At 70.3% G+C, this 25,035-nt stretch carries 25 protein-coding genes; 15 read left to right on the forward strand and 10 right to left on the reverse strand.

The annotated features are described in order from the left end of the window. The first annotated feature begins 124 nt into the window (after nt 1-124). From atpB to ACVW19_RS23295, 9 genes are all read left to right on the forward strand, one after another. Nucleotides 125-946, forward strand: a complete 822-nt coding sequence (gene atpB / locus ACVW19_RS23255; protein WP_457461441.1) for a F0F1 ATP synthase subunit A — start codon at nt 125-127, stop codon at nt 944-946. A gap of 70 nt (nt 947-1,016) precedes the next feature. After that, entirely contained in the window at nt 1,017-1,247 is a 231-nt protein-coding gene (atpE, locus tag ACVW19_RS23260; RefSeq protein ID WP_363037620.1) for an ATP synthase F0 subunit C, read from the forward strand. Nucleotides 1,248-1,291: 44 nt separating this feature from the next. After that, nucleotides 1,292-1,837, forward strand: a complete 546-nt coding sequence (locus tag ACVW19_RS23265; RefSeq protein ID WP_406725462.1) for a F0F1 ATP synthase subunit B — start codon at nt 1,292-1,294, stop codon at nt 1,835-1,837. Continuing rightward, complete coding sequence (locus ACVW19_RS23270) at nt 1,834-2,649, forward strand: F0F1 ATP synthase subunit delta (RefSeq protein WP_457461442.1); 816 nt, start codon at nt 1,834-1,836, stop codon at nt 2,647-2,649. The genes ACVW19_RS23265 and ACVW19_RS23270 overlap by 4 nt, the downstream gene beginning before the upstream one ends. Before the next feature lie 173 nt (nt 2,650-2,822). After that, a complete protein-coding gene (atpA, locus tag ACVW19_RS23275; protein ID WP_457461444.1) occupies nt 2,823-4,415 on the forward strand; it encodes a F0F1 ATP synthase subunit alpha in 1,593 nt (530 codons plus the stop codon). A 23-nt stretch (nt 4,416-4,438) separates the two neighbouring features. After that, nucleotides 4,439-5,359: a F0F1 ATP synthase subunit gamma gene (locus ACVW19_RS23280; protein ID WP_457461445.1), complete on the forward strand. Its 921-nt coding sequence runs from the start codon at nt 4,439-4,441 to the stop codon at nt 5,357-5,359. Beyond that, entirely contained in the window at nt 5,359-6,795 is a 1,437-nt protein-coding gene (atpD, locus tag ACVW19_RS23285) for a F0F1 ATP synthase subunit beta (RefSeq protein ID WP_361462055.1), read from the forward strand. The genes ACVW19_RS23280 and atpD overlap by 1 nt, the downstream gene beginning before the upstream one ends. Nucleotides 6,796-6,905: 110 nt before the next feature. Continuing rightward, nucleotides 6,906-7,280: a F0F1 ATP synthase subunit epsilon gene (locus ACVW19_RS23290; protein WP_457461446.1), complete on the forward strand. Its 375-nt coding sequence runs from the start codon at nt 6,906-6,908 to the stop codon at nt 7,278-7,280. Between the two features lie 162 nt (nt 7,281-7,442). After that, the gene (locus ACVW19_RS23295; protein WP_109378015.1) at nt 7,443-7,889 is read left to right on the forward strand and encodes a DUF2550 domain-containing protein; all 447 of its coding nucleotides are present in this window, start codon (nt 7,443-7,445) and stop codon (nt 7,887-7,889) included. Between the two features lie 89 nt (nt 7,890-7,978). On the opposite strand, the gene ACVW19_RS23300 is transcribed toward ACVW19_RS23295, so the two are convergent. The 3 genes from ACVW19_RS23300 to ACVW19_RS23310 form a co-directional block, all read right to left on the reverse strand. Continuing rightward, entirely contained in the window at nt 7,979-9,802 is a 1,824-nt protein-coding gene (locus ACVW19_RS23300) for a glycosyl hydrolase family 18 protein (RefSeq protein WP_457461448.1), read from the reverse strand. A 127-nt stretch (nt 9,803-9,929) separates the two neighbouring features. Next, nucleotides 9,930-10,571 (reverse strand): response regulator, encoded by a 642-nt coding sequence (locus tag ACVW19_RS23305; protein ID WP_457461450.1) that lies wholly within the window; start codon nt 10,569-10,571, stop codon nt 9,930-9,932. Continuing rightward, nucleotides 10,568-11,788, reverse strand: a complete 1,221-nt coding sequence (locus ACVW19_RS23310; RefSeq protein ID WP_457461452.1) for a sensor histidine kinase — start codon at nt 11,786-11,788, stop codon at nt 10,568-10,570. Before ACVW19_RS23310 ends, ACVW19_RS23305 begins: the two co-directional genes overlap by 4 nt. A gap of 162 nt (nt 11,789-11,950) precedes the next feature. Here ACVW19_RS23310 and ACVW19_RS23315 point away from each other — a divergent pair, with 162 nt between their 5' ends. Next, a complete protein-coding gene (locus tag ACVW19_RS23315; protein ID WP_457461453.1) occupies nt 11,951-12,544 on the forward strand; it encodes a hypothetical protein in 594 nt (197 codons plus the stop codon). Between the two features lie 55 nt (nt 12,545-12,599). Here ACVW19_RS23315 and ACVW19_RS23320 read toward each other — a convergent pair whose 3' ends face one another. Next, the gene (locus tag ACVW19_RS23320) at nt 12,600-13,172 is read right to left on the reverse strand and encodes a cob(I)yrinic acid a,c-diamide adenosyltransferase (RefSeq protein WP_457461455.1); all 573 of its coding nucleotides are present in this window, start codon (nt 13,170-13,172) and stop codon (nt 12,600-12,602) included. A gap of 97 nt (nt 13,173-13,269) precedes the next feature. Beyond that, on the reverse strand, nt 13,270-14,004 hold the full coding sequence (locus ACVW19_RS23325) for a D-Ala-D-Ala carboxypeptidase family metallohydrolase (RefSeq protein WP_457461457.1): 735 nt from the start codon (nt 14,002-14,004) through the stop codon (nt 13,270-13,272). 301 nt (nt 14,005-14,305) lie between these two features. Here ACVW19_RS23325 and ACVW19_RS23330 point away from each other — a divergent pair, with 301 nt between their 5' ends. The 3 genes from ACVW19_RS23330 to ACVW19_RS23340 all read left to right on the forward strand — a co-directional run bounded on the left by ACVW19_RS23330 (nt 14,306) and on the right by ACVW19_RS23340 (nt 18,562). Further along, complete coding sequence (locus ACVW19_RS23330) at nt 14,306-15,154, forward strand: 3-hydroxyacyl-CoA dehydrogenase family protein (protein ID WP_457461458.1); 849 nt, start codon at nt 14,306-14,308, stop codon at nt 15,152-15,154. Nucleotides 15,155-15,345: 191 nt separating this feature from the next. Next, nucleotides 15,346-15,669: an STAS domain-containing protein gene (locus tag ACVW19_RS23335; RefSeq protein WP_363037596.1), complete on the forward strand. Its 324-nt coding sequence runs from the start codon at nt 15,346-15,348 to the stop codon at nt 15,667-15,669. A gap of 310 nt (nt 15,670-15,979) precedes the next feature. Further along, a complete protein-coding gene (locus tag ACVW19_RS23340) occupies nt 15,980-18,562 on the forward strand; it encodes an ATP-binding protein (RefSeq protein WP_457461460.1) in 2,583 nt (860 codons plus the stop codon). A 101-nt stretch (nt 18,563-18,663) separates the two neighbouring features. Here the strand turns inward: ACVW19_RS23340 and nucS are convergent, their stop codons facing one another. Further along, entirely contained in the window at nt 18,664-19,335 is a 672-nt protein-coding gene (gene nucS, locus ACVW19_RS23345) for an endonuclease NucS (RefSeq protein WP_457461461.1), read from the reverse strand. 314 nt (nt 19,336-19,649) lie between these two features. Between nucS and ACVW19_RS23350 the strand changes: the two genes are divergently transcribed. Next, entirely contained in the window at nt 19,650-20,042 is a 393-nt protein-coding gene (locus ACVW19_RS23350; protein ID WP_042167610.1) for an SCO5389 family protein, read from the forward strand. Between the two features lie 82 nt (nt 20,043-20,124). On the opposite strand, the gene ACVW19_RS23355 is transcribed toward ACVW19_RS23350, so the two are convergent. After that, nucleotides 20,125-21,153: an LLM class flavin-dependent oxidoreductase gene (locus ACVW19_RS23355; protein ID WP_457461463.1), complete on the reverse strand. Its 1,029-nt coding sequence runs from the start codon at nt 21,151-21,153 to the stop codon at nt 20,125-20,127. A gap of 241 nt (nt 21,154-21,394) precedes the next feature. On the opposite strand from ACVW19_RS23355, the gene ACVW19_RS23360 reads away from it, so the two are divergent. Further along, a complete protein-coding gene (locus ACVW19_RS23360; protein ID WP_457461465.1) occupies nt 21,395-21,724 on the forward strand; it encodes an ATP/GTP-binding protein in 330 nt (109 codons plus the stop codon). Between the two features lie 30 nt (nt 21,725-21,754). Here ACVW19_RS23360 and ACVW19_RS23365 read toward each other — a convergent pair whose 3' ends face one another. The 3 genes from ACVW19_RS23365 to ACVW19_RS23375 all read right to left on the reverse strand — a co-directional run bounded on the left by ACVW19_RS23365 (nt 21,755) and on the right by ACVW19_RS23375 (nt 25,034). Continuing rightward, nucleotides 21,755-22,612, reverse strand: coding sequence for an ABC transporter permease subunit (locus tag ACVW19_RS23365; protein ID WP_457461467.1), 858 nt, complete (start codon nt 22,610-22,612; stop codon nt 21,755-21,757). Next, nucleotides 22,609-23,886, reverse strand: coding sequence for an ABC transporter ATP-binding protein (locus tag ACVW19_RS23370; protein WP_457461468.1), 1,278 nt, complete (start codon nt 23,884-23,886; stop codon nt 22,609-22,611). Before ACVW19_RS23370 ends, ACVW19_RS23365 begins: the two co-directional genes overlap by 4 nt. 377 nt (nt 23,887-24,263) lie before the next feature. Beyond that, the gene (locus ACVW19_RS23375) at nt 24,264-25,034 is read right to left on the reverse strand and encodes an ABC transporter permease (RefSeq protein ID WP_457461469.1); all 771 of its coding nucleotides are present in this window, start codon (nt 25,032-25,034) and stop codon (nt 24,264-24,266) included. Between the last annotated feature and the right edge of the window lies 1 nt (nt 25,035).

The raw sequence follows: 25,035 nt of genomic DNA on the forward strand, positions 1-25,035 counted from the left end.
CGAGGCGAGATGCCCCATCGCCGCCCCCACATCCGTAACACCAGTCCCGTGCCGAACCGCGGCTCCGTGCCGCGCCGACACCACGAGGTTGCCGAATCCATGCGCCACGCTGAAGGAGCCCGCGGTGAGTGCTGACCCGACACAGGTGCTCGCCTTCGAGACCGACTGCCACATCTTCGACGGCTGTGGCTTCCCGTCTCCCGGGCTGCACTCGTTCCTGTTCGAGCCCCTGTGGGGCGACGGCGACAGCAGCGTGTACTTCAACAAGACGATGCTGCTGGCGCTGCTCGGCTCGATCATCATCATCGGCTTCTTCTGGGCGGCGTTCCGCCGACCCCAGGTCGTCCCCGGCAAGCTCCAGATGGTCGCCGAGGCCGGCTACGACTTCGTCCGCCGGGGTGTCGTCTACGAGACGATGGGCAAGCGCGAGGGCGAGAAGTACGTCCCGTTCGTCGTCGCGCTGTTCTTCTTCGTCTGGATGATGAACCTCTGGTCGATCATCCCGTTCGCCCAGATGCCGGTGACGTCGATCTTCGCCTACCCGCTGGGCCTCGCGCTGCTCGTCTACATCGTCTGGGTCTCGCTGACTTTCAAGCGGCACGGCTTCACCGGCGCCCTGAAGAACTTCACCGGCTACGACAAGTCGCTCGGTGCCGCGCTGCCGGTCGTCATGCTGATCGAGGCCTTCTCCAACCTGCTCGTGCGGCCCTTCACCCACGCCGTGCGACTCTTCGCGAACATGTTCGCGGGTCACATCCTGCTGGTGCTGTTCACCATCGCCAGCTGGTACCTGCTGAACGGCATCGGCATCGCCTACGCCGGCGTCTCGTTCGTGATGGTCCTGGTGATGACCGTCTTCGAGCTCTTCATCCAGGCCCTGCAGGCGTACGTCTTCGTCCTGCTGACCGTTACCTACATCCAGGGCGCGCTCGCCGAGCAGCACTGAGCGTCCCGCACCGCCCCCATTCGACCGGTGGCCCACCCCCACCGGCCCGTGAAGAAAAGGAAGAACCGGAATGTCCCAGACCCTGGCTGCTGTCACCGGCTCCATCGCGTCCATCGGCTACGGCATCGCCGCGTTCGGCCCCGGCATCGGCGTCGGCATCATCTTCGGCAAGGGCACCGAGGCCCTCGCCCGTCAGCCCGAGGCCGCCGGTCTCATCCGCGCCAACCAGATCCTGGGCTTCGCCTTCTGTGAGGCGCTCGCCCTGATCGGTCTGGTCATGCCGTTCGTCTACGGCAAGTGATCATCTGATCCGCGACCGACTCACCGGACGAAAGGCACTCTGATATGAGCCCACTGCTTCATATCGCGGCCGAGGAGGCACAGAACCCCCTCGTCCCGCCGATTCCCGAGCTCGTCATCGGCCTGCTCGCCTTCGTCATCGTCTTCGGCTTCCTCGCCAAGAAGCTCCTCCCGAACATCAACAAGGTTCTGGAGCAGCGTCGCGAGGCCATCGAGGGCGGTATCGAGAAGGCCGAGGCCGCTCAGACCGAGGCCCAGAGCGTTCTCGAGCAGTACAAGGCCCAGCTCGCCGAGGCCCGGCACGAGGCCGCGCGACTGCGCCAGGAGGCGCAGGAGCAGGGCGCCGTGCTCATCGCCGAGATGCGCGCGGAAGGCCAGCGGCAGCGTGAGGAGATCATCGCCGCCGGTCACTCGCAGATCGAGGCGGACCGCAAGGCCGCCGCGTCGGTGCTGCGCCAGGACGTCGGCAAGCTCGCCACCGACCTGGCCGGCAAGCTCGTCGGCGAGTCCCTCGAGGACCACGCCCGGCAGAGCCGCGTGATCGACCGGTTCCTCGACGACCTCGACCAGAAGGCCGAGGCCGCACGATGAACGGAGCGAGCCGCGAGGCCCTGGCAGCCGCACGTGAGCGTCTCGACGCGCTGACGGACTCCACGTCCGTCGACGCCGGCTCGCTCGCCGAAGAGCTGGCCGCCGTCACCGCGCTGCTCCACCGCGAGGTGTCGTTGCGCCGGGTCCTCACCGACCCGGCGCAGGCCGGCGAGGCCAAGGCGGAACTGGCCCAGCGCCTGCTCGGCACCCAGCTCAGCGGCAACGCCGCCGACCTGGTGGCCGGCATGGTGCGCTCCCGCTGGTCGCAGTCCCGCGACCTGGTGGACGCACTGGAACAGCTGGCCGACCTCGCCGACCTCACCGCCGCGCAGCAGGCGGGCGCGCTCGACGGTGTCGAGGACGAGCTGTTCCGGTTCGGCCGGATCGTCTCCTCGAGCACCGAGCTGCGCGCCGCGCTGACCGACCGCAAGGCCACCACCTCCGCCAAGAGCGAGCTGCTGCACAGCCTGCTCGGCGGCAAGGCGCACGCGACCACCGAACGTCTGGTGACGCGTCTGGTGACCGCGCCGCGGGGACGTAGCCTGGAATCGGGACTCGAGTCCCTGTCCAAGCTCGCCGCCGAGCGTCGTGACCGCATGGTGGCCGTCGTCACCTCCGCGGTGCCGCTGAGTGACGCGCAGAAGCAGCGCCTCGGCGCCGGCCTCGCGAAGCTCTACGGCCGCCGCATGCACCTCAACCTCGCCGTGGACCCCGAGGTCATCGGCGGAATCCGGGTGCAGGTCGGCGACGAGATCATCAACGGATCCATCGCGGACCGGCTGGAGGACGCGAGCCGCCGGCTGGCGAGCTAGCGCCGACGCGGCAGTCGCGCACGGCGCGGCGGACGCGGCAACTGAACACCAAGAACGTACTTGCGGCCCTGGTTGGGCCGTGCAGAGGATTCACCTCTTCCGGGGGGAGTCCCGACTCGTGGAATACCCCCAAAGTGAAACTTCGGGCCCAACAAGGAGAGCAGGGAACTCAGATGGCGGAGCTCACGATCCGGCCGGAGGAGATCCGGGACGCACTGGAGAACTTCGTCCAGTCGTACAAGCCGGACGCGGCCTCGCGCGAGGAAGTCGGCACGGTCACCCTCGCCGGCGACGGCATCGCCAAGGTCGAGGGTCTGCCCTCGGCCATGGCCAACGAGCTGCTGAAGTTCGAGGACGGCACCCTCGGCCTCGCCCTCAACCTCGAGGAGCGCGAGATCGGTGCCATCGTCCTCGGTGAGTTCAGCGGCATCGAGGAGGGCCAGCCGGTCGCCCGCACCGGCGAGGTCCTGTCCGTCGCCGTGGGCGAGGGCTACCTCGGCCGCGTGGTCGACCCGCTCGGCAACCCGATCGACGGCCTCGGCGAGATCGAGACCGAGGGCCGCCGCGCCCTCGAACTGCAGGCCCCCACGGTCATGCAGCGCAAGTCGGTGCACGAGCCGATGGAGACGGGCTACAAGGCCGTCGACGCCATGACCCCGATCGGCCGCGGCCAGCGTCAGCTGATCATCGGCGACCGCGGCACCGGCAAGACCGCGCTGGCCGTCGACACGATCATCAACCAGCGTGACAACTGGCGCTCCGGCGACGTGAACAAGCAGGTCCGCTGCATCTACGTCGCCGTCGGCCAGAAGGGCTCCACCATCGCGTCGGTCCGCCGCGCGCTGGAGGAGAACGGTGCCCTGGAGTACACGACCATCGTCGCCGCCCCGGCGTCCGACCCGGCCGGCTTCAAGTACCTGGCGCCCTACACCGGATCGGCCATCGGCCAGCAGTGGATGTACCAGGGCAAGCACGTCCTGATCATCTTCGACGACCTGTCGAAGCAGGCCGACGCCTACCGCGCCGTCTCCCTGCTGCTGCGCCGCCCGCCGGGCCGCGAGGCCTACCCGGGCGACGTCTTCTACCTGCACTCCCGCCTCCTGGAGCGCTGCGCCAAGCTCTCCGACGAGATGGGCAAGGGCTCGATGACCGGTCTGCCGATCGTCGAGACCAAGGCGAACGACGTCTCGGCGTTCATTCCGACCAACGTCATCTCCATCACCGACGGCCAGTGCTTCCTGGAGTCCGACCTGTTCAACGCCGGTCAGCGTCCGGCCCTGAACGTCGGTATCTCGGTCTCCCGCGTCGGTGGCTCGGCCCAGCACAAGGCGATGAAGCAGGTCTCCGGCCGACTGCGCGTGGACCTCGCCCAGTTCCGTGAGCTGGAGGCGTTCGCCGCCTTCGGCTCCGACCTGGACGCCGCGTCGAAGTCGCAGCTGGAGCGCGGTCAGCGCATGGTCGAGCTGCTGAAGCAGGACCAGTACCAGCCGATGGCCACCGAGGACCAGGTCGTCTCCGTCTGGGCCGGCACCACCGGCAAGATGGACGAGGTACCGGTCGTCGACATCCGCCGCTTCGAGAAGGAGCTGCTGGAGTACCTGCACCGCAGTGAGCAGGGCCTCATGACCTCCATCCGCGAGGGCGGCAAGATGTCGGACGACACCCTCCAGGCCGTGGGCGACGCGATCGCGGCCTTCAAGAAGCAGTTCGAGACGAGCGAAGGCAAGCTGCTCGGCGAGGACGCTCCGGCCGCTGCCGCCAAGTGACGTTCAAGGAAGGGACCTGACTCATGGGAGCCCAGCTCCGGGTCTACAAGCGTCGCATCCGATCCGTCACCGCGACCAAGAAGATCACCAAGGCGATGGAGATGATCGCCGCCTCGCGCGTCGTCAAGGCGCAGCGCAAGGTGCGGTCCTCCACGCCGTACGCCGAGGAACTGACCCGTGCGGTCACGGCCGTCGGCACCGGTTCGGACGCCAAGCACCCGCTGACCACGGAGGCGGAGAACCCGACCCGTGCCGCGGTCCTGCTCCTCACGAGCGACCGCGGCCTGGCCGGCGCCTTCAACGCCAACGCGATCAAGGCGGCGGAGCAGCTGACCGCGCGCCTGGAGGGCGAGGGCGTGGAGGTCGACACGTACATCGTCGGCCGCCGCGGTCTGGCGCACTACAACTTCCGTGAGCGCACGGTCGCGGAGTCGTTCTCGGGCTTCACCGACGAGCCCACGTACGCGGACGCCAAGACCGTCGCGGCGCCGCTGATCGAGGCCATCGAGAAGGACGCGGCGGACGGCGGAGTGGACGAACTCCACATCGTCTACACCGAGTTCGTCTCGATGATGACGCAGACCGCGGTCGACTCCCGGCTGCTTCCGCTGCGCCTCGAAGAGGTCGCGGAGGAGACGGCGTCCACCAAGGACGAGATCCTTCCGCTGTACGACTTCGAGCCCTCGGCGGAGGACGTCCTCGACGCCCTGCTGCCGCGCTACGTGGAGAGCCGCATCTACAACGCGCTGCTCCAGTCGGCCGCTTCGAAGCACGCCGCCACGCGGCGCGCGATGAAGTCGGCCACCGACAACGCGGGTGAGCTGATCAACACGCTCTCCCGTCTTGCCAACGCGGCCCGCCAGGCCGAAATCACCCAGGAAATCAGCGAGATCGTCGGTGGCGCAGGCGCTCTGGCCGACGCAAACGCGGGGAGTGACAATTAATGACCACCACTGTTGAGACCGCGACGGCCACGGGCCGTGTCGCCCGGGTCATCGGTCCGGTCGTCGACGTGGAGTTCCCCGTCGACGCGATGCCGGAGATCTACAACGCCCTGCACGTCGAGGTCGCCGACCCGGCGAACGCGGGCGAGCTGAAGACGCTGACCCTGGAGGTCGCCCAGCACCTGGGTGAGGGTCTGGTCCGCACCATCTCCATGCAGCCCACCGACGGTCTGGTCCGCCAGGCCGCGGTGACCGACACGGGCTCGGCCATCTCCGTCCCCGTCGGCGACTTCACCAAGGGCAAGGTGTTCAACACCCTCGGTGAGGTGCTGAACAGCGACGAGAGCTACGACGGCGAGCGCTGGCCGATCCACCGCAAGGCGCCGAACTTCGACGAGCTCGAGTCGAAGACCGAGATGTTCGAGACCGGCGTCAAGGTCATCGACCTGCTGACCCCGTACGTCAAGGGCGGCAAGATCGGTCTGTTCGGCGGTGCCGGCGTCGGCAAGACGGTGCTCATCCAGGAGATGATCTACCGCGTCGCCAACAACCACGACGGTGTGTCGGTGTTCGCCGGTGTCGGTGAGCGCACCCGTGAGGGCAACGACCTCATCGACGAGATGAGCGAGTCGGGCGTCATCGACAAGACCGCCCTGGTCTTCGGCCAGATGGACGAGCCCCCGGGCACCCGTCTGCGCGTCGCGCTGGCCGGCCTCACCATGGCCGAGTACTTCCGTGACGTCCAGAAGCAGGACGTGCTGTTCTTCATCGACAACATCTTCCGCTTCACGCAGGCCGGTTCCGAGGTGTCGACCCTGCTCGGCCGCATGCCCTCCGCGGTGGGTTACCAGCCGAACCTGGCCGACGAGATGGGTCTCCTCCAGGAGCGCATCACCTCGACCCGCGGTCACTCGATCACCTCGATGCAGGCGATCTACGTCCCCGCGGACGACCTGACCGACCCGGCCCCGGCCACCACCTTCGCCCACCTCGACGCGACGACGGTGCTCTCCCGTCCGATCTCCGAGAAGGGCATCTACCCGGCCGTGGACCCGCTGGACTCCACGTCCCGCATCCTGGACCCGCGCTACATCGCGCAGGACCACTACGACGCGGCCATGCGGGTGAAGAACATCCTGCAGAAGTACAAGGACCTGCAGGACATCATCGCGATCCTCGGTATCGACGAGCTCGGCGAGGAGGACAAGCTCGCCGTCCACCGCGCCCGTCGCGTGGAGCGCTTCCTGTCCCAGAACACCCACGTCGCCAAGCAGTTCACCGGCGTGGACGGTTCGGACGTGCCGCTGGACGAGTCGATCGCCGCGTTCAACGCGATCTGCGACGGTGAGTACGACCACTTCCCGGAGCAGGCGTTCTTCATGTGCGGTGGCATCGAGGACCTGAAGAAGAACGCGAAGGAGCTGGGCGTCTCCTGAGCCTCGCGCTCGAGTCGGGGGGCGGGCACCGTCCCGCCCCCTGACCCCCGCCCATTAGACTTGTAACCAACACCCGGCGGACCTGCCGGGTGGTGACCCGAGGAGCCATCTTGGCTGCTGAGCTGCACGTCGCGCTGGTCGCGGCCGACCGAGAGGTCTGGTCGGGCGAGGCCACCCTGGTCGTCGCGCGCACCACGTCCGGCGACATCGGCGTCATGCCCGGTCACCAGCCGCTGCTCGGTGTGCTGGAGTCGGGCCCGGTGACCATCCGTACGAACGACGGCGAGACGGTCGTCGCCGCGGTGCACGGCGGTTTCATCTCGTTCGCGGACGACAAGCTGTCGCTGCTGGCCGAGATCGCCGAGCTGTCGGACGAGATCGACGTCAAGCGCGCGGAGCGGGCGCGGGACCGTGCGAAGTCGGAGGCTGACGCCTCGGCGGAGCGGCGCGCGGACGTACGACTGCGTGCGGCGGCGGGGCACTGAACGACCCGAGGAGCCTTCCAGGCCGTCTAGGCTCTGGGGGAGCCGTGCAATGACGTGACTCAGCCGCGGCTGGGACCGGAGCGATCCGGACCCGGTCGCGGCTGAGGCAGATCTGGATGATTTTTCCGTTCCGTTACCTAGGAGACGAGGAGGTCGGTGTCGATGGTCCTCGCTCTGACTGTGTGCGGAAGTGTCGTGGCGCTCGTGGTGGTGGGCCTCTTCGTGTTCGGCCTGCGCCGCCGCTTCATCCAGCGTTCCGGCGGAACCTTCGACTGCAGTCTGCGCTGGGACGTCCCGGAAGCGGGCGACACCGGCGGCAAGGGCTGGGCGTACGGGGTGGCCCGCTACAACGGCGACCGGGTGGAGTGGTTCCGGGTCTTCTCCTACGCGCTGCGTCCGCGCCGCGTCCTGGAGCGCTCGGCGATCGAGGTGGCCGGCCGCCGGGTGCCCGAGGGCGAGGAGGAGCTGGCGCTGCTGTCGGACGCGGTGATCCTGGCCTGTCTGCACCGGGGCAGGCGGCTGGAGCTGGCGATGAGCGACGACGCGCTGACCGGTTTCCTCGCCTGGCTGGAGGCGGCACCGCCCGGCCAGCGGGTGAACGTCGCGTAGGCACGTGTAGACGTGTGTAGACGCGGGTGCTCCCCCGGACGTGTGTCCGGGGGAGCACCTTTTGTTGCTCGCGGTCGGGTGCCGGTGGCCTACTTCAGGCCGTTGTGGATGGCGCCGACCAGTTCACCGCCCGCGGTGTCACCGCTGAACTCCCAGAAGAACGCTCCGCCCAGGCCCTGGTTCTTGGCCCAGGCCATCTTGCTGTTGATGGTGGCGGGGGTGTCGTAGGACCACCAGTTGTTGCCGCAGTGGGCGTACGCCGTGCCGGCGATGGTGCCGGTGGCCGGGCAGCTGTTCTTGAGGATCTTGTAGTCCTCGATGCCGGCCTCGTAGGTGCCGGGCGCCGGGCCGGTGGCGGTGCCGCCGGGGGCGGCCTGGGTGACGCCGGTCCAGCCGCGGCCGTAGAAGCCGATGCCGAGCAGCAGCTTGCTCGCCGGGACGCCCTTGGCCTTCAGCTTGGCGATGGCGGCGGCCGAGTTGAAGCCGTCCTGCGGGATGCCGTTGTACGCGGTCAGCGGCGAGTGCGGGGCGGTGGGGCCGTCCTTGTCGAAGGCGCCGAAGTAGTCGTACGTCATCACGTTGTACCAGTCGAGGTACTGGGCGGCGCCGCCGTAGTCGGCCGCGTCGATCTTGCCGCCGTTCGAGCCGTCCGCGGTGATGGCGGCGGTGACCAGGTAGTCCTTGCCGAACTCGGCACGCAGGGCCTGGGAGAGGTTCTTGAAGGCCGCCGGACCACTGGTGTCGCAGGTGAGGCCGCAGGCGTTCGGGTACTCCCAGTCGATGTCGATGCCGTCGAAGACATCGGCCCAGCGCGGGTCCTCCACGACCTGCTTGCAGGACTTGGCGAACGCGGCCGGGTTCTGCGCGGCCTGGCCGAAGCCACCGGAGTAGGTCCAGCCGCCGAACGAGTAGAGCACCTTGATGTGCGGGTACTTGGCCTTCAGCTGGCGCAGCTGGTTGAAGTTGCCGCGCAGCGGCTGGTCCCAGGCGTCGGCGGTGCCGCTGACGGACTGGTCCGCGGTGTAGGCCTTGTCGGTGGCGGCGTAGGCGTCGTCGAGCTTGCACTGACCGCCCACGACGTTGCCGAACGCGTAGTTGATGTGCGTGATCTTGGCGGCGGAGCCGGACGTCACCAGGTCCTTGACGTGGTAGTTGCGGCCGTAGACGCCCCACTCGGTGAAGTAGCCGAGGTTGATCTTGTTGCCGGTGGGCGGCGGCTCCTCGGTGTTGCCGGTGGTGCGGACCCGCACCGCGCCGCTGACCGGACCGGTCTGGTCGGCGGTGTCACGGGCCTGGACGGTGTACGAGTAGTCGGTGCCCTTGGCCAGGCCGGTGTCCGTGTACGAGGTGCCGGTCACGGTGGCGACCCTGGCGCCGTCGCGCAGGACGTCGTAGTTCTTGACGCCCTTGTCGTCGGTGGCCGCGGACCAGGACAGCCGCACGGAGGTGTCGGTGATGCCCGAGGCGGTGGGGGTGCCGGGGGCGGAGGGGGCGGCGTCGCCGGGGACGGAGGTGCCGTCGCAGCTGCCGCCGTTGAGCTTGCAGCCGGACGGGGAGCCGGGGCCGCTGCCGTTGAAGCCGAAGGAGATCGACGCCCCGGGGGCGAGGGTGCCGTTCCAGCCGACGTTCTTGGCGGTCCAGTGGTCACCGGAGCTTGTGACCGTGGCGTCCCAGGCGGAGGTGACCTTGGTGCCGGAGGGGAAGTCCCACTCCACGGTCCAGGAGTTGATCGTCGTGGTGCCGGTGTTCTTCACCGTCCACTTGCCCTCGAAGCCGGAGCCCCAGTCCTGGGTCTTGGCGTAGGTGGCGGTCGCCGAGGTCGCGGCCTGGGCGGGGCTCGCGAGGGCGACGAGAGCGGAGAGGGGGAGGAGCAGGGTCGAGAACCCTGCCACGGCTCTGTGTCTGAAGCGCATGGCGCGCCTCCTTTGTGGGGTGGGGGATATCGCCGTGGACATGACTGAGCCTTCACATCCACGGTGCCGCGAGGATAGAAAGGTCTGGACCACGGGTCAATAGGTCTGGACCACCCACTCGTTTCGGTCAGATCCCCAATTCCTGTGCCAGTACCGCCGCTTGCACGCGACTGCGCAGCCCCAGCTTCCCCAGCAGGCGGCTGACGTGGGTCTTCACCGTGGCCTCCGCCATGTCGAGGCGCTCCGCGACGGCGGCGTTGGACAGGCCCTCGCCGAGACAGGACAGCACCTCCCGCTCGCGCCGGGTGAGGGAGTCCAGCACCGCCGGATCGACCGTGGACCCGCGGGCGGGCTTCGCGGCGAACTCGGAGATCAGCCGTCGGGTCACGGCCGGGGCGACGATCCCCTCCCCGCGTGCCACCGTGCGTACGGCCTCGATGAGGTCCTTCGCCTCCGTGTTCTTCAGCAGGAACCCCGAGGCCCCGGCCCGCAGCGCCCCGAAGACGTACTCGTCGAGGTCGAAGGTGGTCAGCACCAGGACGTCGGCGAGCCCCTCCGCGACGACCTGCCGGGTGGCCGACACTCCGTCCAGGCGCGGCATCTGCACATCCATCAGCACCAGGTCCGGGCGCAGTTCACGGGCGAGCGCCACCGCCTGCTCACCGTCCGCCGCCTCACCCGCCACCTCGATGTCGGGCGCGCTGCGCAGGATGAGCACCAGCCCGGCGCGGACGGCGGACTGGTCCTCGGCGACCAGGACGCGGATCATTCGGTCCCTCCTCGGGGAACGTCGGTGACGGGAAGGGTGGCGCGGACGACCCAGAGCTTGCCGCCGGTGCCGTCCGCGGCGTTCTCCGGGCCGGCCTCGAAGGTGCCGTGCAGCAGCGCGGCACGCTCCCGCATCCCGACGAGCCCGGCCCCGGAGCCCGGCGCGCGCGGGGCGTCCCGGCCGCCGTAGGGGCTGGTCACCCGCAGCTCGAGGGCGCCGTCCAGGTCGCGCAGCCGCACCGTCACCCGCCCCTTCGCGGCGTGCTTCAGCGCGTTGGTCAGCGCCTCCTGCACGATTCTGTACGCGGCGAGCTCCACCGGCGCGGGTACGGAGCCGTGCGCGGCCTCGGGCAGGGAATCGAGGGTGACCTCCAGGCCGTTGGCGCGGGCCCCCTCCACCAGGGTGCCGAGACCGCCGAGGGTGGGGGTGGCGGCGGGCACCTTGTCGTCGGCGGTGGCGCCGTCCCGCAGGATGCCGATGAGGCGGCGCATCTCGGACAGCCCCTGGACACTGTTCTCCCGGACCACGGTGAGCGCGTCGCGGGAGGCGCCGGCGTCGTCCAGGGAGAGCGCGGCCGTGGAGTGGATGGCGATCGCGGACAGGTGGTTGGCTACCACGTCGTGCAACTCCCGGGCCATCCGCGCGCGTTCCGCGACCACCGCCTGAGTGCGGTCCATCTCGGCGAGCAGCGCCGTCTGTTCGGCGCGCAGCCGGGCGGCCTCGGCGGCCTCCCGGTGGTTGCGCACGACCAGCCCGGTCGAGGCGGGCGCGAACGCGACGACACCGACGGCCACCCCGATCAGCAGTGACTCGGGCTCCCGCCACACCGCGTACGGCACCAGCGTCCCCACGAGCGTGAGCAGTGCGGCGATCCGGGGGAGGCGGCGGGCGGTGCCGGGGGTGCCGTACAGGACGGCGGCGTAGACGAGGTCGGTGTACATGATGACCGTGGCCAGGCTGCCCTGGGTGAGGCCGTCCGCCACCAGTGCGGCCGTACCGATGAGCAGCGCGGTGCGCGGGGCGGTCCGGCGCAGCAGCTCGCAGCCGGCGATCACGGCGAGCGGCAGCAGGAGCGGCCACCGGCCGTCGAAGACCACATAGGCGGCGTCGGCGGGTCGCATACCCAGCCCGATGCCCCACAGCAGCAGCCCGCCGAGCAGTCCGGCGAGTGACGCCCACACGTCGATGCGCTGGGGCCGGGGGAGTCGTAGGGCCATGACCCCATCCAACACGGTGCACCCGGGCGTCGCCTGATGCCCCGGTACGTTCCTGCACGGCGCTGGACTGCATCTTTCGATGTACCCGAGGTTCGTCGGCGACGACGACGCGCCCGACCGGTCCGCACGGGAGCCTGAAAGGGTGACCGAGAGGAGCGAACCGTGATCGTCGCCTTGATCGCCGCATGCGAGATCGGCTTCTGGGTGCTGCTGGCCGCCGGACTGGCCTTCCGCTACCTGCTGCGCATGCCGCGCACCGGCCTGGCGCTGCTGCTGTGCGAGCCACTGCTGGAAGTCGTCCTGCTGGTCGCCACCGCGCTGGATCTGAAGAACGGTGCCGAGCCGGGCTGGGCGCACGGTCTGGCCGCGCTCTACATCGGCTACACCGTCGGGCACGGCCACCGCACCGTGAAGTGGCTCGACGGCCACGCCGCCCACCGGTTCGGCGGCGCCCCCGAGCCGGCCGGCCCGCCCCGTTACGGCATGGCCCGCGCCCGGCACGAGGCCAAGGTGTGGCTGGGCACGCTGGCGGGGGCCGCCGTGGCCACCGTGCTGCTCCAGCTCGCCATCTGGTACGTCGGCGACGCGAGCCGGGTGGGCTCCCTGGAGAGCTGGCGCACCACCGCCTGGAAAGCCGCGGGCATCCACGGCCTGATCGCCCTGACGTACTGGCTCTGGCCGAAGAAGGCCCCGGCGGGCGAGGGGCGGGCGGACCGGGACGGTCTCGCCGAGCCGAAGAAGAGCGTCCGCCGGTGAGCCCGGCCGGGGGGCCGTCGGGGCAGACGCCCGGACGGCCCGCTGCCGTCGCCCCTCAGCGCTCGCCGCCCGGCACCCACAGCACGTCGCCGGTCTCCTTGTTGGCGGTGCGGGCCAGGATGAAGAGGAGGTCGGAGAGGCGGTTGAGGTAGGTGGCGGTGAGGGGGTTCATGGTGTCGCCGTGCGCCTCCAGGGCCGCCCAGGTGGAGCGCTCCGCGCGGCGGACCACCGTGCAGGCCTGGTGGAGGAGGGCGGCGCCCGCCGTGCCCCCCGGGAGAATGAAGGAGCGCAGCTTCTCCAGCCGCTCGTTGAAGTGGTCGCAGTCCGTCTCCAGCCGGTCCACGTAGAACTGCTCGACCCGCAGTGGCGGGAACTCCGGGTTCTCCACGACCGGCGTCGACAGGTCGGCTCCCACGTCGAACAGGTCGTTCTGCACGCGGGTGAGGACCTCGACGACCTCCTCGTCCAGGGCACCCAGCGCGATCGCCGTACCGATCACCGCGTTCGCCTCGTTGGCGTCGGCGTAGGCGGCGATGCGCAGGTCGGTCTTGGCGACCCGGCTCATGTCACCGAGGTTGGTGGTGCCCTTGTCGCCGGTCTTCGTGTAGATGCGTGTCAGGTTGACCATGGGGCCAGCCTAGTGAGGCCCCGGAGGTCCGGACACGGGTGTGCCGACCGTCACGGCCCGCCGTGACGGTCGGTCTCGGGTGGGGTGAAGCGTCGTGTCAGATCCCGCAGGTGGGTGCGGACCAGTACGGTGACGGGTCGAAGGCCACGTGGGTGTGGTCGTTGTGGCCGGGGTAGCCGGGGCCGAGGATCTCGGAGAAGCCGTGGACCCTGGACTGGCGGGCGAGGGTGCACAGGCTCGGCGAGCCGACGAGGTCGGCCGCGTCGCCGTAGAGGTGACGGCTGGTCGACGAGCCGCCGACCGCGCTGTTGCAGGCGTAGGAGCGGAAGCCGCTGGAGATGGTGATCGGCACGTCACCGAGCGCGTGTCGCAGCGCCTCCAGCTTCCACATGGTCTTCAGGGCGTTCGCCTTGGCGGTGGCCGCCGGGACCGCGCCGCCCGACCAGGTGGAGTTGCACTTGTTGAGTTCGGCGTAGCTGAAGTGGACGGGCGTGCAGTCGGCGTCCTGGAGCGCGTAGATCTTGTTGAAGGTCTGCGGACCGGCGACACCGTCGGCGGGCAGTCCGTACGCCGACTGGAACTTCTTGACGGCGGCGGTGGTGCGGGCACCGTACTGGCCGTCGTAGGAGAGCCGCTCGCCGGAGGTCACCCAGCCGGCGACCCGGATCTGCAGCTGCGTCACATCGCTGCCGGAGGAGCCCTGGGACAGCGTGCGGTTCCAGGTGTAGCACTCGTCGGCGTGCGCCGTGCCGGCGGTGGCGCCCACTCCGAGGACCGTTCCCGCCATGACCATGACAAATGAGAGAAGGATGCGTGTCGCGCGTCTCAGCATTCCGGCCTCCCGACCGTCCGTCGCTGGATGGGGCGGCGCCGCCCGCCCGGACGGCACCCGTCGACCAGCGTGCGGCACAGTGCTACGCGCGTCAACAATCAGTGGATGAATGACTGGAGTTGACGGTGGGGAGGATTGACGGCCGAACCCGAGGATCCCCCGAGGCGCCGGGAGTGATGGGCGTCTCACTGCGTGAGACGTGACACGCATTACTAACCCCTCACACATCCGCTCGCGAGCGCTAGTGTCCGCGAGTGACGTACAGGAACAGCGTGTGAGTGTTTCGAAGGGGAGTCGCACAGTGGCACGGAAGCTCGCCGTCATCGGGGCCGGTCTCATGGGGTCCGGAATCGCCCAGGTCTCCGCTCAGGCGGGCTGGGACGTCGTCCTGCGCGACGTCACCGACGAGGCGCTCACACGGGGTACCGACAGAATCAAGTCGTCGTACGACAAGTTCGTGAGCAAGGGCAAGCTCGAGGCCCACGACGCCGACGCGGCCCTCGCCCGGATCACCGCGACCACCGACCTGGACGCCTGCGCGGACGCGGACGTCGTGGTCGAGGCGGTCTTCGAGAAGCTCGAGGTCAAGCACGAGATCTTCCGCGCCCTCGACGGGATCGTGCGCGACGACGCCGTGCTCGCCTCCAACACCTCGGCCATCCCGATCACCAAGATCGCGGCTGTGACGGAACACCCGGAGCGGGTCGTCGGCGCGCACTTCTTCTCGCCGGTGCCGATGATGCAGCTGTGCGAACTGGTCCGCGGCTACAAGACCAGCGACGAAACCCTCGCCACCGCACGGGAGTTCGCCGAGTCGGTCGGCAAGACCTGCATCGTCGTCAACCGCGATGTGGCCGGCTTCGTGACCACCCGCCTCATCAGCGCCCTCGTCGTCGAGGCCGCGAAGCTCCACGAGTCGGGTGTGGCGAGCGCCGAGGACATCGACCTGGCCTGCAAGCTGGGCTTCGGTCACGCCATGGGGCCGCTGGCCACCGCCGACCTGACCGGCGTCGACATCCTGCTGCACGCCACCGGGAACATCTACACCGAGTCCCAGGACGAGAAGTTCGCCCCGCCCGAGCTGATGCGCCGGATGGTTGACGCCGGTGACATCGGCCGGAAGAGCGGGCAGGGCTTCTACGCGTACTGATCATCCCGAACGCCCCGGTGCTCATCACGCGCCGGGGTTGATTCGGTATCGGTTGGCTTACGCGGGGCAACCTCTGCGGGCTCCAAGCAGTCAGAGGTGGCATCAGCGTCGTCAAAAACGTGAAAAGCCTGAAAACCTTAAAAAGCTGAAAACCCTGAAAAATACGGAGCACGGCACGCACGGGAGCGCATATGCATATCAGGGGCGACCACGCCGAACTGGTCGTCGGGGGCCGCCTCGATGTCCGCAGTGCGGCGGACGCCCGTACGGTCCTGCACTCGGCCGTCGACGACGGAGTCGGCGATCTGCTGCTGGACCTGTCCGAACTGGACTCCTGGGACGCCACCGGACTCGGCGTGATCATGGGGGTCCACCGACGGGCCGGCCGCTGCGGCCGGCGGCTGGTGCTGCGTGACGTACCGCCACAGCTGCAGCGCCTGTTGGTGGCCACCCGGCTGCACCGGATCCTGGCGATCGAAGGGGGCATCGGGGTGGACACGCTGCCCCGTGTGTGAGGGCCGTACGGGGGCCGAAGCAGATGAACCGGGTCAACCTGATGAACCTGACGACCGGCAAGGCCCGGCCGGACTGACGAGGGGCCCCGGCGACCCGTACGACGTGCGCACAATCCTCACGAGACTGTGATGTCCCGGACCGAGCGGTACCCCGGACTGTCGTAGATACTGGGAGAAGGTTTAGGGTTCGGCTGCCCGCTGCCTCACCAACCCTCGAGCGGGCCCGGGCCAGAAGCGACAGCGCGGTGTGCAGCAAGGCCGGGAGGGGCTTGGACCCAGGCACACGACGCTTTTGGGGGGCTAGGACCTTATGGACCCGAACAACCCGGGACCCGAGGAGTACGGTCGTGACGGTGACGGGCACGCGCCGCGCCAGCGCCCGCCCAGGGAATCCCTCGCATCCGACTTCGGGCAGCCCGCGCCCGTGCTCGCCCGCACGGTGCAGCTCGTCTCCGACGACTTCCTGCTGACCGTCAATCCCGTCGACGGCAGTGAGATAGAGCCCTGCCCGCCCGCCGAGCGGCCCGCACGCCCCGTGAAACTGACGGAGGCCGAGCGCGCCGAGACCGAGCGGGCCGCCGGGCCGCCCGTCCCGCCCGGCCCGGCCCGGCCCGAGCTGCCGCTGACGGCCCGCCAGGACGAGCGCGAGAAGCTGGTCCGGCTGCTCGCCCGCGGCCGCTCCGTGCGCCTCACCGGACCCGCGGGCTCCGGCCGTACCCGGCTGCTCGACGTCGTCGCCGAGGACTGCGCGGACCTCGCCCCCGACGGCGTGGTCCGCCTGGACGGCCACCGCCGCAGCGCCGACGATCTGCTGTACGACCTCTTCTACGCCGTGTACAACGCCCCGCTGTACCGCCCCGGCCGGGACGAACTCGCCGACTGCCTCCGTGAGGTCGGCGCGGTCGTCGTCCTCGACGACCTCGGGTTCGGCGGCGCCGCCCTCGACGAACTGCTCGACGCGACGCCCGAGTGCGCCTTCCTGCTCGGCGCCACCCCGGACGTGCCCGCCCCGTCGGCCGACTCCGCCGTGGAGGAGGTCGTCCTCGACGGACTCGACCGCGCGGCCGGTCTCGACCTGCTGGAGCGCGCCGTCGACCGGGACCTCACCGAGGACGAGTCGAACTGGGCCGGTGACCTCTGGTTCGAGTCCGAGGGCCTGCCGCTGCGCTTCGTCCAGGCCGGTGCCCTGCTGCGGCAGCGCGACCGGCTGCGCGCCGGCACCAGCGCCGTCGACGAGTTCGGAGTCTTCGAGGACGTCTGGCCCGGCGACCTGTCCGACGAACTGCCCGTCGACGCCGTCGACGCCGTCGACGGTGACGAGATCCCGCTGCCCTCGCTCGGCGAGGCGGCCGCTCCCGCCCCGCTGCTCGCGGCACGGCTCAGCGCCTCCGCCCGCGCCACCCTGCGGTTCGCCGTCGCGCTCGGCGGCGAACTCCCGCACCAGGCGCATCTGCCCGCGCTGGTCGGCGACACCCACGCCGACGCCGCGCTCGGCGAACTGGCCGCCTGCGGGCTGGTCGCCCCGGCCGGCTCCCGCTACCGGCTCGCCGCCGGCGTACCGGCCCAGCTGGAGGCCGCCGGGTACGCCGACGGGGCGCAGGCGCAGGCTCGCACCGCCGCCCAGCACTACGCCTGGTGGGCCGGACACCCCTCGGTCACCCCGGAACGGGTCTGCGCCGAGGCCGACGCGGTGCTCGCCGCGCTCGCCGTGCTGTCGCCGCTCGCCTCGGCCGCCGACGAGGGCGAGGCGGACGTGGCGGTGCGACTGGCCCGCACCGCCGCCCCCGCGTTCGCCGCGGGCCTGCACTGGAGCGCCTGGGAGCGGACCCTGCGGGCCGGCGCGGAGGCCGCCCGGCTCGCCGGGGACGTGGCGGAGGAGGCCTACTTCCACCACGAGCTCGGCATCCACGCCCTGTGCGTGGGGGAGCTGGACCGCGCCCGTGCCGAACTGGAGGCCTCCGTCGGCCTGCGCGGGGCCGTCGCCGACAAGCGCGGCACCATCGCCGGACGCCGGGCGCTGGCCCTGGTCAGCGACCGCTCCGGCATCCCGGCGGCGCTCGCGCCGACCGCGGGGGAGGAGGTGCCGGACGCCCAGTACGAGGAGTCGGCCTCGCCGCCCCGCGGGGTGCCGACGGCCTTCCCGGAGCTTCAGCCGCCCACCGACACCGGCCTGATCGTCCACCGCACCTCGCCCGTGCCGACGCCCGCGCCCACGCCCAAGGCCGGCGTCGGACTGAAGGGCCTGGCCCGGCGCAACCTCGTGGCGGCCGGCGCGGGCGCGCTGCTCGTCGCCGTGCTGGGCACGGTGGTCACCCTCGGAGCCACCTCGGAGAACGACCCCGGTGCCCCGTCGGAGAACGTCGGCGTCAACCCGTCCGCGAGCCAGGGTGCCGACGACGGCAGCCTGGGCGCGGACCGGCGGACCGAGGAGGGCGGTGACACCGGTGACGCCACCAGCCGGCCGGCCGGCCCCGGCCCGGACGGCACCCTCGGCACCTCCGACGACCCGACGCCGACGGCCACGGAGTCGGGCGAGGTCTCGGCCGATCCGAGCGACACCGGGAAGCCGGACGACTCGACGACCACGCCCTCTACGCCGACGGCGTCGTCGTCCTCGCCCGCGAATCCGTCGACGTCGACCAAGCCGAGCGATCCCACCGACAAGCCGACCGAGTCGCCGGACGAGCCGACGGACGAACCCACGGACGAGCCGACCACCCCGACGACGGACCCGACGGGCGACTACACCCCGCCGCCGGCCACGTCCGACTCGGCGAGCGGCCCCACCTCCTCCACCCCGGCCCAGACGGAGTCGGGGACGAGCAGTTCGGCGAGCGCCCCGCAGAGCAGCGAGGCGGGCACGCCGAGCAGCTCCGAAACGACGGTGATCTGACACCCCCGGGCGTCCGCGGACGCCCGGGAACACTTTCGGGCATGTGCGAAGGGCCGGTTCCCCGACGGGGAACCGGCCCTTCGCACATGCCGTGACGCCGCTCAGAACAGGCGCAGTTTGTCGTCCTCGATGCCCCGCATGGCGTCGTAGTCGAGGACCTGACAGCCGATGCCCCGATCGGTGGCGAGCACACGGGCCTGCGGCTTGATCTCCTGGGCCGCGAACACACCGCGTACCGGGGCGAGATGCGGATCGCGGTTCAACAGCTCCAGATAGCGAGTGAGTTGCTCCACGCCGTCGATCTCACCACGTCGCTTGATCTCCACCGCGACGGTCTGTCCCTCGGCGTCGCGGCAGAGGATGTCGACGGGGCCGATGGCGGTCATGTACTCGCGACGGATGAGGGTGTAGCCCTCGCCGAGCGTCTCGATGCGGTCCGCGAGCAGCTCCTGGAGGTGGGCTTCCACGCCGTCCTTGATCAGGCCGGGGTCGACGCCCAGTTCGTACGAGGAGTCGTGCAGGACCTCCTCCATCGTGATGATGAGTTTCTCGCCCGCCTTGTTGACGACGGTCCAGATCCCCTCCTCGTCACCGCTGCCCTCTTTGAGCGTGCAGGGCGGCGACATCCAGTTCAGGGGCTTGTAGGCCCGGTCGTCGGCGTGGATCGAGACACTTCCGTCCGCCTTGACCAGGATCAGGCGGGGTGCCGAGGGCAGGTGCGCGGTGAGCCGCCCGGCGTAGTCCACGGAGCAGCGGGCAATGACGAGACGCATGGTCGGCAACGCTACTCGAAGGGCCGCGGTCGATGCGATTCGCCCGGTCCCGCGAACGACTCGGAACCGAGTCACAGGAGCCACTCCAGGCCCTCGAGGTGTGTCCTGTATCTCCTGGAAAACGCGTGTTCGGCGATGGCCGATTCCCGGCCCACAGCAAGTCCCGCATCCGGGGATTCTCCTGGTGCGGCCCCGGCCAGTTGCTTACGGTATTGAACGGGAGGTCGCGGCGTGTGCACGCAGCGTGTCGGATTCTGCGAACTCCCGTATCTGTCAGGCAACCCCCGCCCGGCGGGGGTGCGAGAGGAGAACCCATGTCGCTCGACGTCTCACCGGCCCTACTCGAACAGGCCGAGCGAGGCGAGGTCGACGAAGCAGACTTCGTCGACTGCGTCCGGACCTCCCTGCCCTACGCGTGGGAGATGATCAGCTCCCTGGTGGCCCAGTTGAAGGTGGACGGCGGAGAGTTCGCCGACAACCAGACGCCTCCGCCGGACGAGCAGGCTCGCGGTCAGCTGCTGCGTGCGCTCGCGAGTGACGCGATACGCGGCGCGCTGCAGCGGCACTTCGGTGTCCGGCTGGCCTTCCAGAACTGCCACCGGGTGGCCGTGTTCCCGCTCGACTCCTCGGTCGACGAGAGGCTGGCCAAGTTCACCTCGGTCCGCGGGCAGCTGCTGAACCAGTCGCCGGAACTGCGCGACTGCTGACGCGCCACGTCGCTTGCCGCTCCGTACGCGGGAGGTGCGCTCTGTACCGGGGCGGCAAGTCTCACCGGAATCCCCCGCTCGTTCAGACGAGTTGGGGGATCACTTCGGCGCCGAGCCGCCGTACGTTCTCCTCGGTCGCCGCGAGGTCGCCGGAACCCTCGACGAGCAGGGCGAACCGGGAGATGCCGGTCCGCTCGCTGGTCGCGGCGAGCCGGTCCGCGCACAGCCGCGGGGTGCCCACCGGATGCAGCCCGCAGAGGAGTTCGGTGTAGGCCAGCGGGTCGCGCATCCGCCGCTCCCGGTCGTCCACCGTGACATGGGCCTCGAGCCCCTGCCGCAGCCAGCCGGGCAGCGCCTTGAGGAGCGTCTCCGCCGCGTCGGCGCGCCGGTCGGCGATCTGCGCGACGCCGGCCGACACATGGGCCGCGCGGTGGATCTCCGCCGCCGGCCGTCCGCACGCACGCGCGTGCCGCTGCCACAGGGCGACCATCTCGGCCTTCTCCTCGTCCCCCACATGCATGCCGAGCAGCATCGGCAGCCCGCGCTCGGCCGCGAGCCGCACGCTCGCCGGGGAGGTGCAGGCGACCACGACCTCGGGGCCCTCCGCCTCGGTGAGGGACTCCGACGGACGCGGGACGACGGGCACTTCACGGAACCGGAAACGCTCCCCGGCGGCCGCGACGGAGGGTTCGCGCAGCCAGCGCGTCAGAAGATCGAGTGATTCGGGGAACCCCTTCTCGTACGCCTCGAGGCCGGACCCGAAGACCTCCAGGTCGACCCACGGCCCGCCGCGCCCGACGCCCAGCGAGAACCGCCCGCCGCTGGTGACGTGCAGCAGCGCCGCCTGCTCGCCGAGCGCCACCGGATGGACGGTGGGCAGCACACTGACCGCCGTACCGACCCGGATGCGACGGGTGCGGCCCAGCAGTAACGCCGCCAGGGTGACCGCCGACGGACAGGTGCCGTACGGCACGAAGTGGTGCTCGCCCAGCCAGACCGCTTCCAGCCCGGCCTCCTCGGCCACCTCGGCCGAACGGACCGCTCGGTGCAGTGCCTCCCCGTCGCCCTGCCCGGGGAACCGGGCGGCCAACACGAAACTTCCAACGCGCATCGCTTTCCTGCTTCCTTGGCTCCGACACGGAGCTCCCCCGCAGGGCATAACCGTCTGACACGTGCCGAGGACACGGCTCGGAGGGGAATTTACGGATTGTCTGCAGAATGGGCGGTTCTGGAGCGAGTGTTGCGCCCTTGTGAAGGGAAGCTTGTGATGTTTGGTTCCCTACGCGTGCCCCGGTCGGCGCCGCGTAGGCTGGAAGCGGTCCCGCATCCTGTATAGCTCCGTGAGGTGTTCTGTGTCCCCGCGTCGTAACCGACCCAAGGGAGCCGGTTCGTCCGGCCGGAGCGCCGAGGACCACTCCGGACGGTACGGCGGTTGGCAGTCCACCGAGAGCTGGCAGGGCGAGGAGTGGAGCGTGCGGCACGTGGCGGGCTCCAGTGCCCAGGGCAAGGCGTACCGCTGTCCCGGCTGCGACCAGCTGATCCCGGACGGGGTGCCGCACGTGGTGGCCTGGCCGGAGCACGCGGGGGCCGACGACCGCCGGCACTGGCACAAGGCCTGCTGGAACGCGAAGGACCGCCGCACCACGCGGGTGCAGCGGTCCCGTAACGCGCCGAGGTTCTGAGCCCGGCGCTCTCCCGTTCCGGCCGGGCTCCTACACGTCCCGCTTCCCCAGCAGGGCGAAGGCGCCGCCGAGCGCCGCAGCCGTGACCCCGAGCATGATCCACAGCGGATCCCAGCCGGACGGACCGGACGTGGTCAGGGAGTTGGCGTAGAAGACGCTCATCTGGCTCGGGACGGAGTACTCGAACAGGGCGTTGCGCACCTCCTCCAGCGAGGAGGCGAACATGAACATGGCGATCACCAGCGGGGCGAGCACGGCGCCGATCATGATGGTGATGGCACCCGCCGAGTGCCGGATGATCGAGCCGACGGCCAGCGAGAGCGTGCCGAGCAGCGCGAGGTAGAGCGAGATGCCGACGGTGGCCTTCAGCCACTCGTCGGCGGTGGGCTCCCCCGCGTTGTTGCCCTCCAGCATCACCACGTGCAGGAACGCGACGGCCGTGGCGGACAGCAACGTCACCACGAAGGCGACCAGGAAGAACACCAGGGTCTTCGCCGCGAGCACCCGCCCGCGCGAGGGGCAGGCCACCATGGTGGTGCGGATCATGCCGGTGCCGTACTCCGTGGCCGTGGTCAGCACGCCCAGCGTGATGACGCACATGCCGCCCAGGAGCAGTCCGAAGAAGCCCATGGACAGCGCGTTCTCACCGTTCAGGTCCGTGTCGGTGCTCGCCACCACCGCACCGGTCAGCAGGCCGATGCCGACGACGAGCAGCACGAACACGCCCAGCGTCCACATCGTGGAGCGCACCGACCGGATCTTCGTCCACTCGGAGGCGATCGCGTGCCCCAGGTGCGTGCGCACCACCGGGATCGGCGAGTGGTAACCGGGGTCCGTCGCCTGCCGTACGGGCGCGGCCTGCTGGGTCGGGGGCTGGGGCGTGCTCATCGGGCGTCCTCGGGCTTGGTCACGTCGGAGCTGGACGGGCTGGGCGGGGCGGCCGGGGGAGCGGCCGGCGGGGGAGCGGCCGGCGCCGTGCCCCGGACCGGCTGAGCGGCGGCGGGAGGCTGCGGGACGGGCTGGGCGTACGGGTTGGCCATCGGGGCCCCCGAGGCGGCTCCAGGGGCGCCCGGAGCGCCGTACGGGCCCGTGGGAGCCTGCGGTGCGCCCGGGGCCGCCGCGAACTGCTGACCGCCCTGCTGGGGTGGCGGCGGGGCGTACCAGCCGGGCTGGCCCTGGCCCGGCACCGGCACCGGAGGCTGCACGCCCGGCGGCAGCGGCTGCTGGAGCCCTGCCTTCTGGTCATCGGTCGAGCGGTAGTCGACCGCTCCCTGTGTCATCCGCATGTACGCCTCCTCCAGCGAGGCCTGGTGCGGTGACAGCTCCCACAGCCGTACGCCGGTGTCGTGGGCGATGTCACTGACGCGCGGCAGCGGCAGCCCCATCACCCGCAGCGCGCCGTCCTGCTCGGGCAGCACCTGGCCGCCGGCCTCGCTGAGCGCGGCGGACAGCTTCTCGCGCTGCTGCGGCTCGGTGTCGGGCGTACGCACCCGCGCGAAGTCGGCGGAGTTGGCCGAGATGAAGTCCTTCACACTCATGTCGGACAGGAGCTGTCCCCGGCCGATCACGATGAGGTGGTCGGCGGTCAGCGCCATCTCGCTCATCAGGTGGGAGGAGACGAAGACCGTACGACCCTCCGCGGCGAGCGACTTCATCAGGTTGCGCACCCAGAGGATGCCCTCGGGGTCGAGGCCGTTGACCGGCTCGTCGAACAGCAGCACCTGGGGGTCGCCGAGCAGCGCGGCGGCGATGCCGAGCCGCTGGCCCATGCCCAGGGAGAAGCCCTTGGAGCGCCGCCCGGCCACCTCGTGCAGCCCGACCACGCCGAGCACCTCGTCCACCCGCCGGGCCGGGATGCCGGACAGCTGGGCCAGGCTCAGCAGGTGGTTGCGGGCGGACCGGCCGCCGTGCACGGCCTTGGCGTCCAGCAGCGCGCCGACCTGCCGGGCGGCGTTGGGCAGACTGCGGTAGGGGTAGCCGCCGATCGTGACGTGGCCCGCGGTCGGGTTGTCCAGGCCGAGGATCATCCGCATCGTCGTGGACTTGCCCGAACCGTTGGGGCCGAGGAAGCCGGTGACGGCACCGGGGCGCACCTGGAAGGAAAGGTTGTACACAGCGGTCTTGTCGCCATACCGCTTGGTCAGGCCGACTGCCTCGATCATGCTCCGCCCCATCGAGAGGTTCAGGACAACGAGGGCACACGCCCCCCGTAAGGGTTAGGAGGATATCCAGAGGCTGACGGTTCCACCCAAGGGGAGGTAAAGACGGTGGAAACTCAGCCCCGCCTCCCGAACCGGACGGGGCGCCTCCGCTGCCCGGCCCGCGCCCTGCCCATGGGGCCTGTCCGGCGGATCATGCCGCAGACGCGGGGCCGGCACGCCCTCCCCCAAGCCCTGCGAGCAGGGGGACCCCCAGCGGCGTTGCCGTCACGCTCCCCCACGCTCGGCTTCGCTCGAGCGGAAGGGACCCCCACCGCCCCCGCTCACCCACGCCGACAGGGCACCGTCGATTCCCTGCGACCTGATCCGCCGGACAGGCCCTACGCGTCGCGTCTCCTCAGCACCAGGTATCCGCCGACGAGTGCCGCGACCACCCACAGCGCCATGATGCCGAGGCCGCCCCAGGGCCCGTACGGGGTGTCGTCGTCGAGCGGCGTGACCACCTGCATGATCCTGCTGCCCGCCTGGTCGGGCAGGAACCGGCCGACCTTCTTCGTCGCGTCGACGTTGGCCAGGATGTTGGAGATCAGGAAGAAGAACGGCATCAGGATGCCCAGCGACAGCATCGGGGAGCGCAGCATGGTGGCGACGCCCATCGAGAACACCGCGATCAGGGTCATGTAGAGACCGCCGCCGATGACGGCCCGCAGTACTCCCTCGTCCCCGATGGCCGCCTTGTGCTCGCCGAGCATCGCCTGCCCGAGGAAGAAGGCGGCGAAGCCGGTGACCATGGAGACGACGAGCGCGAGCGCGGTGGCCACGCCGAGCTTGCCGGCCATGAAGGCGCCGCGCTGCGGTACGGCGGCCAGCGAGGTGCGGATCATGCCGGTGCTGTACTCGTTCGACACCACCAGCACCCCGAACACGATCATCGCGAGCTGGCCGAGACTCATCCCGGCGAAGCTGATGAACGTCGGGTCGAAGGAGAGCCGGCTCTGCGGGCTCATGTTGTCGAACTCGTTCGCCGACAGCGCCGAGATCAGCATGCCGAGCGCGATGGTGACGACCACCGCCAGGGAGAGCGTCCACACCGTGGACGCCACCGACCGGATCTTGGTCCACTCGGACCGGACGACCTGTGCCGACGTCATG

This window comes from Streptomyces sp. TE5632 (assembly GCF_054061295.1).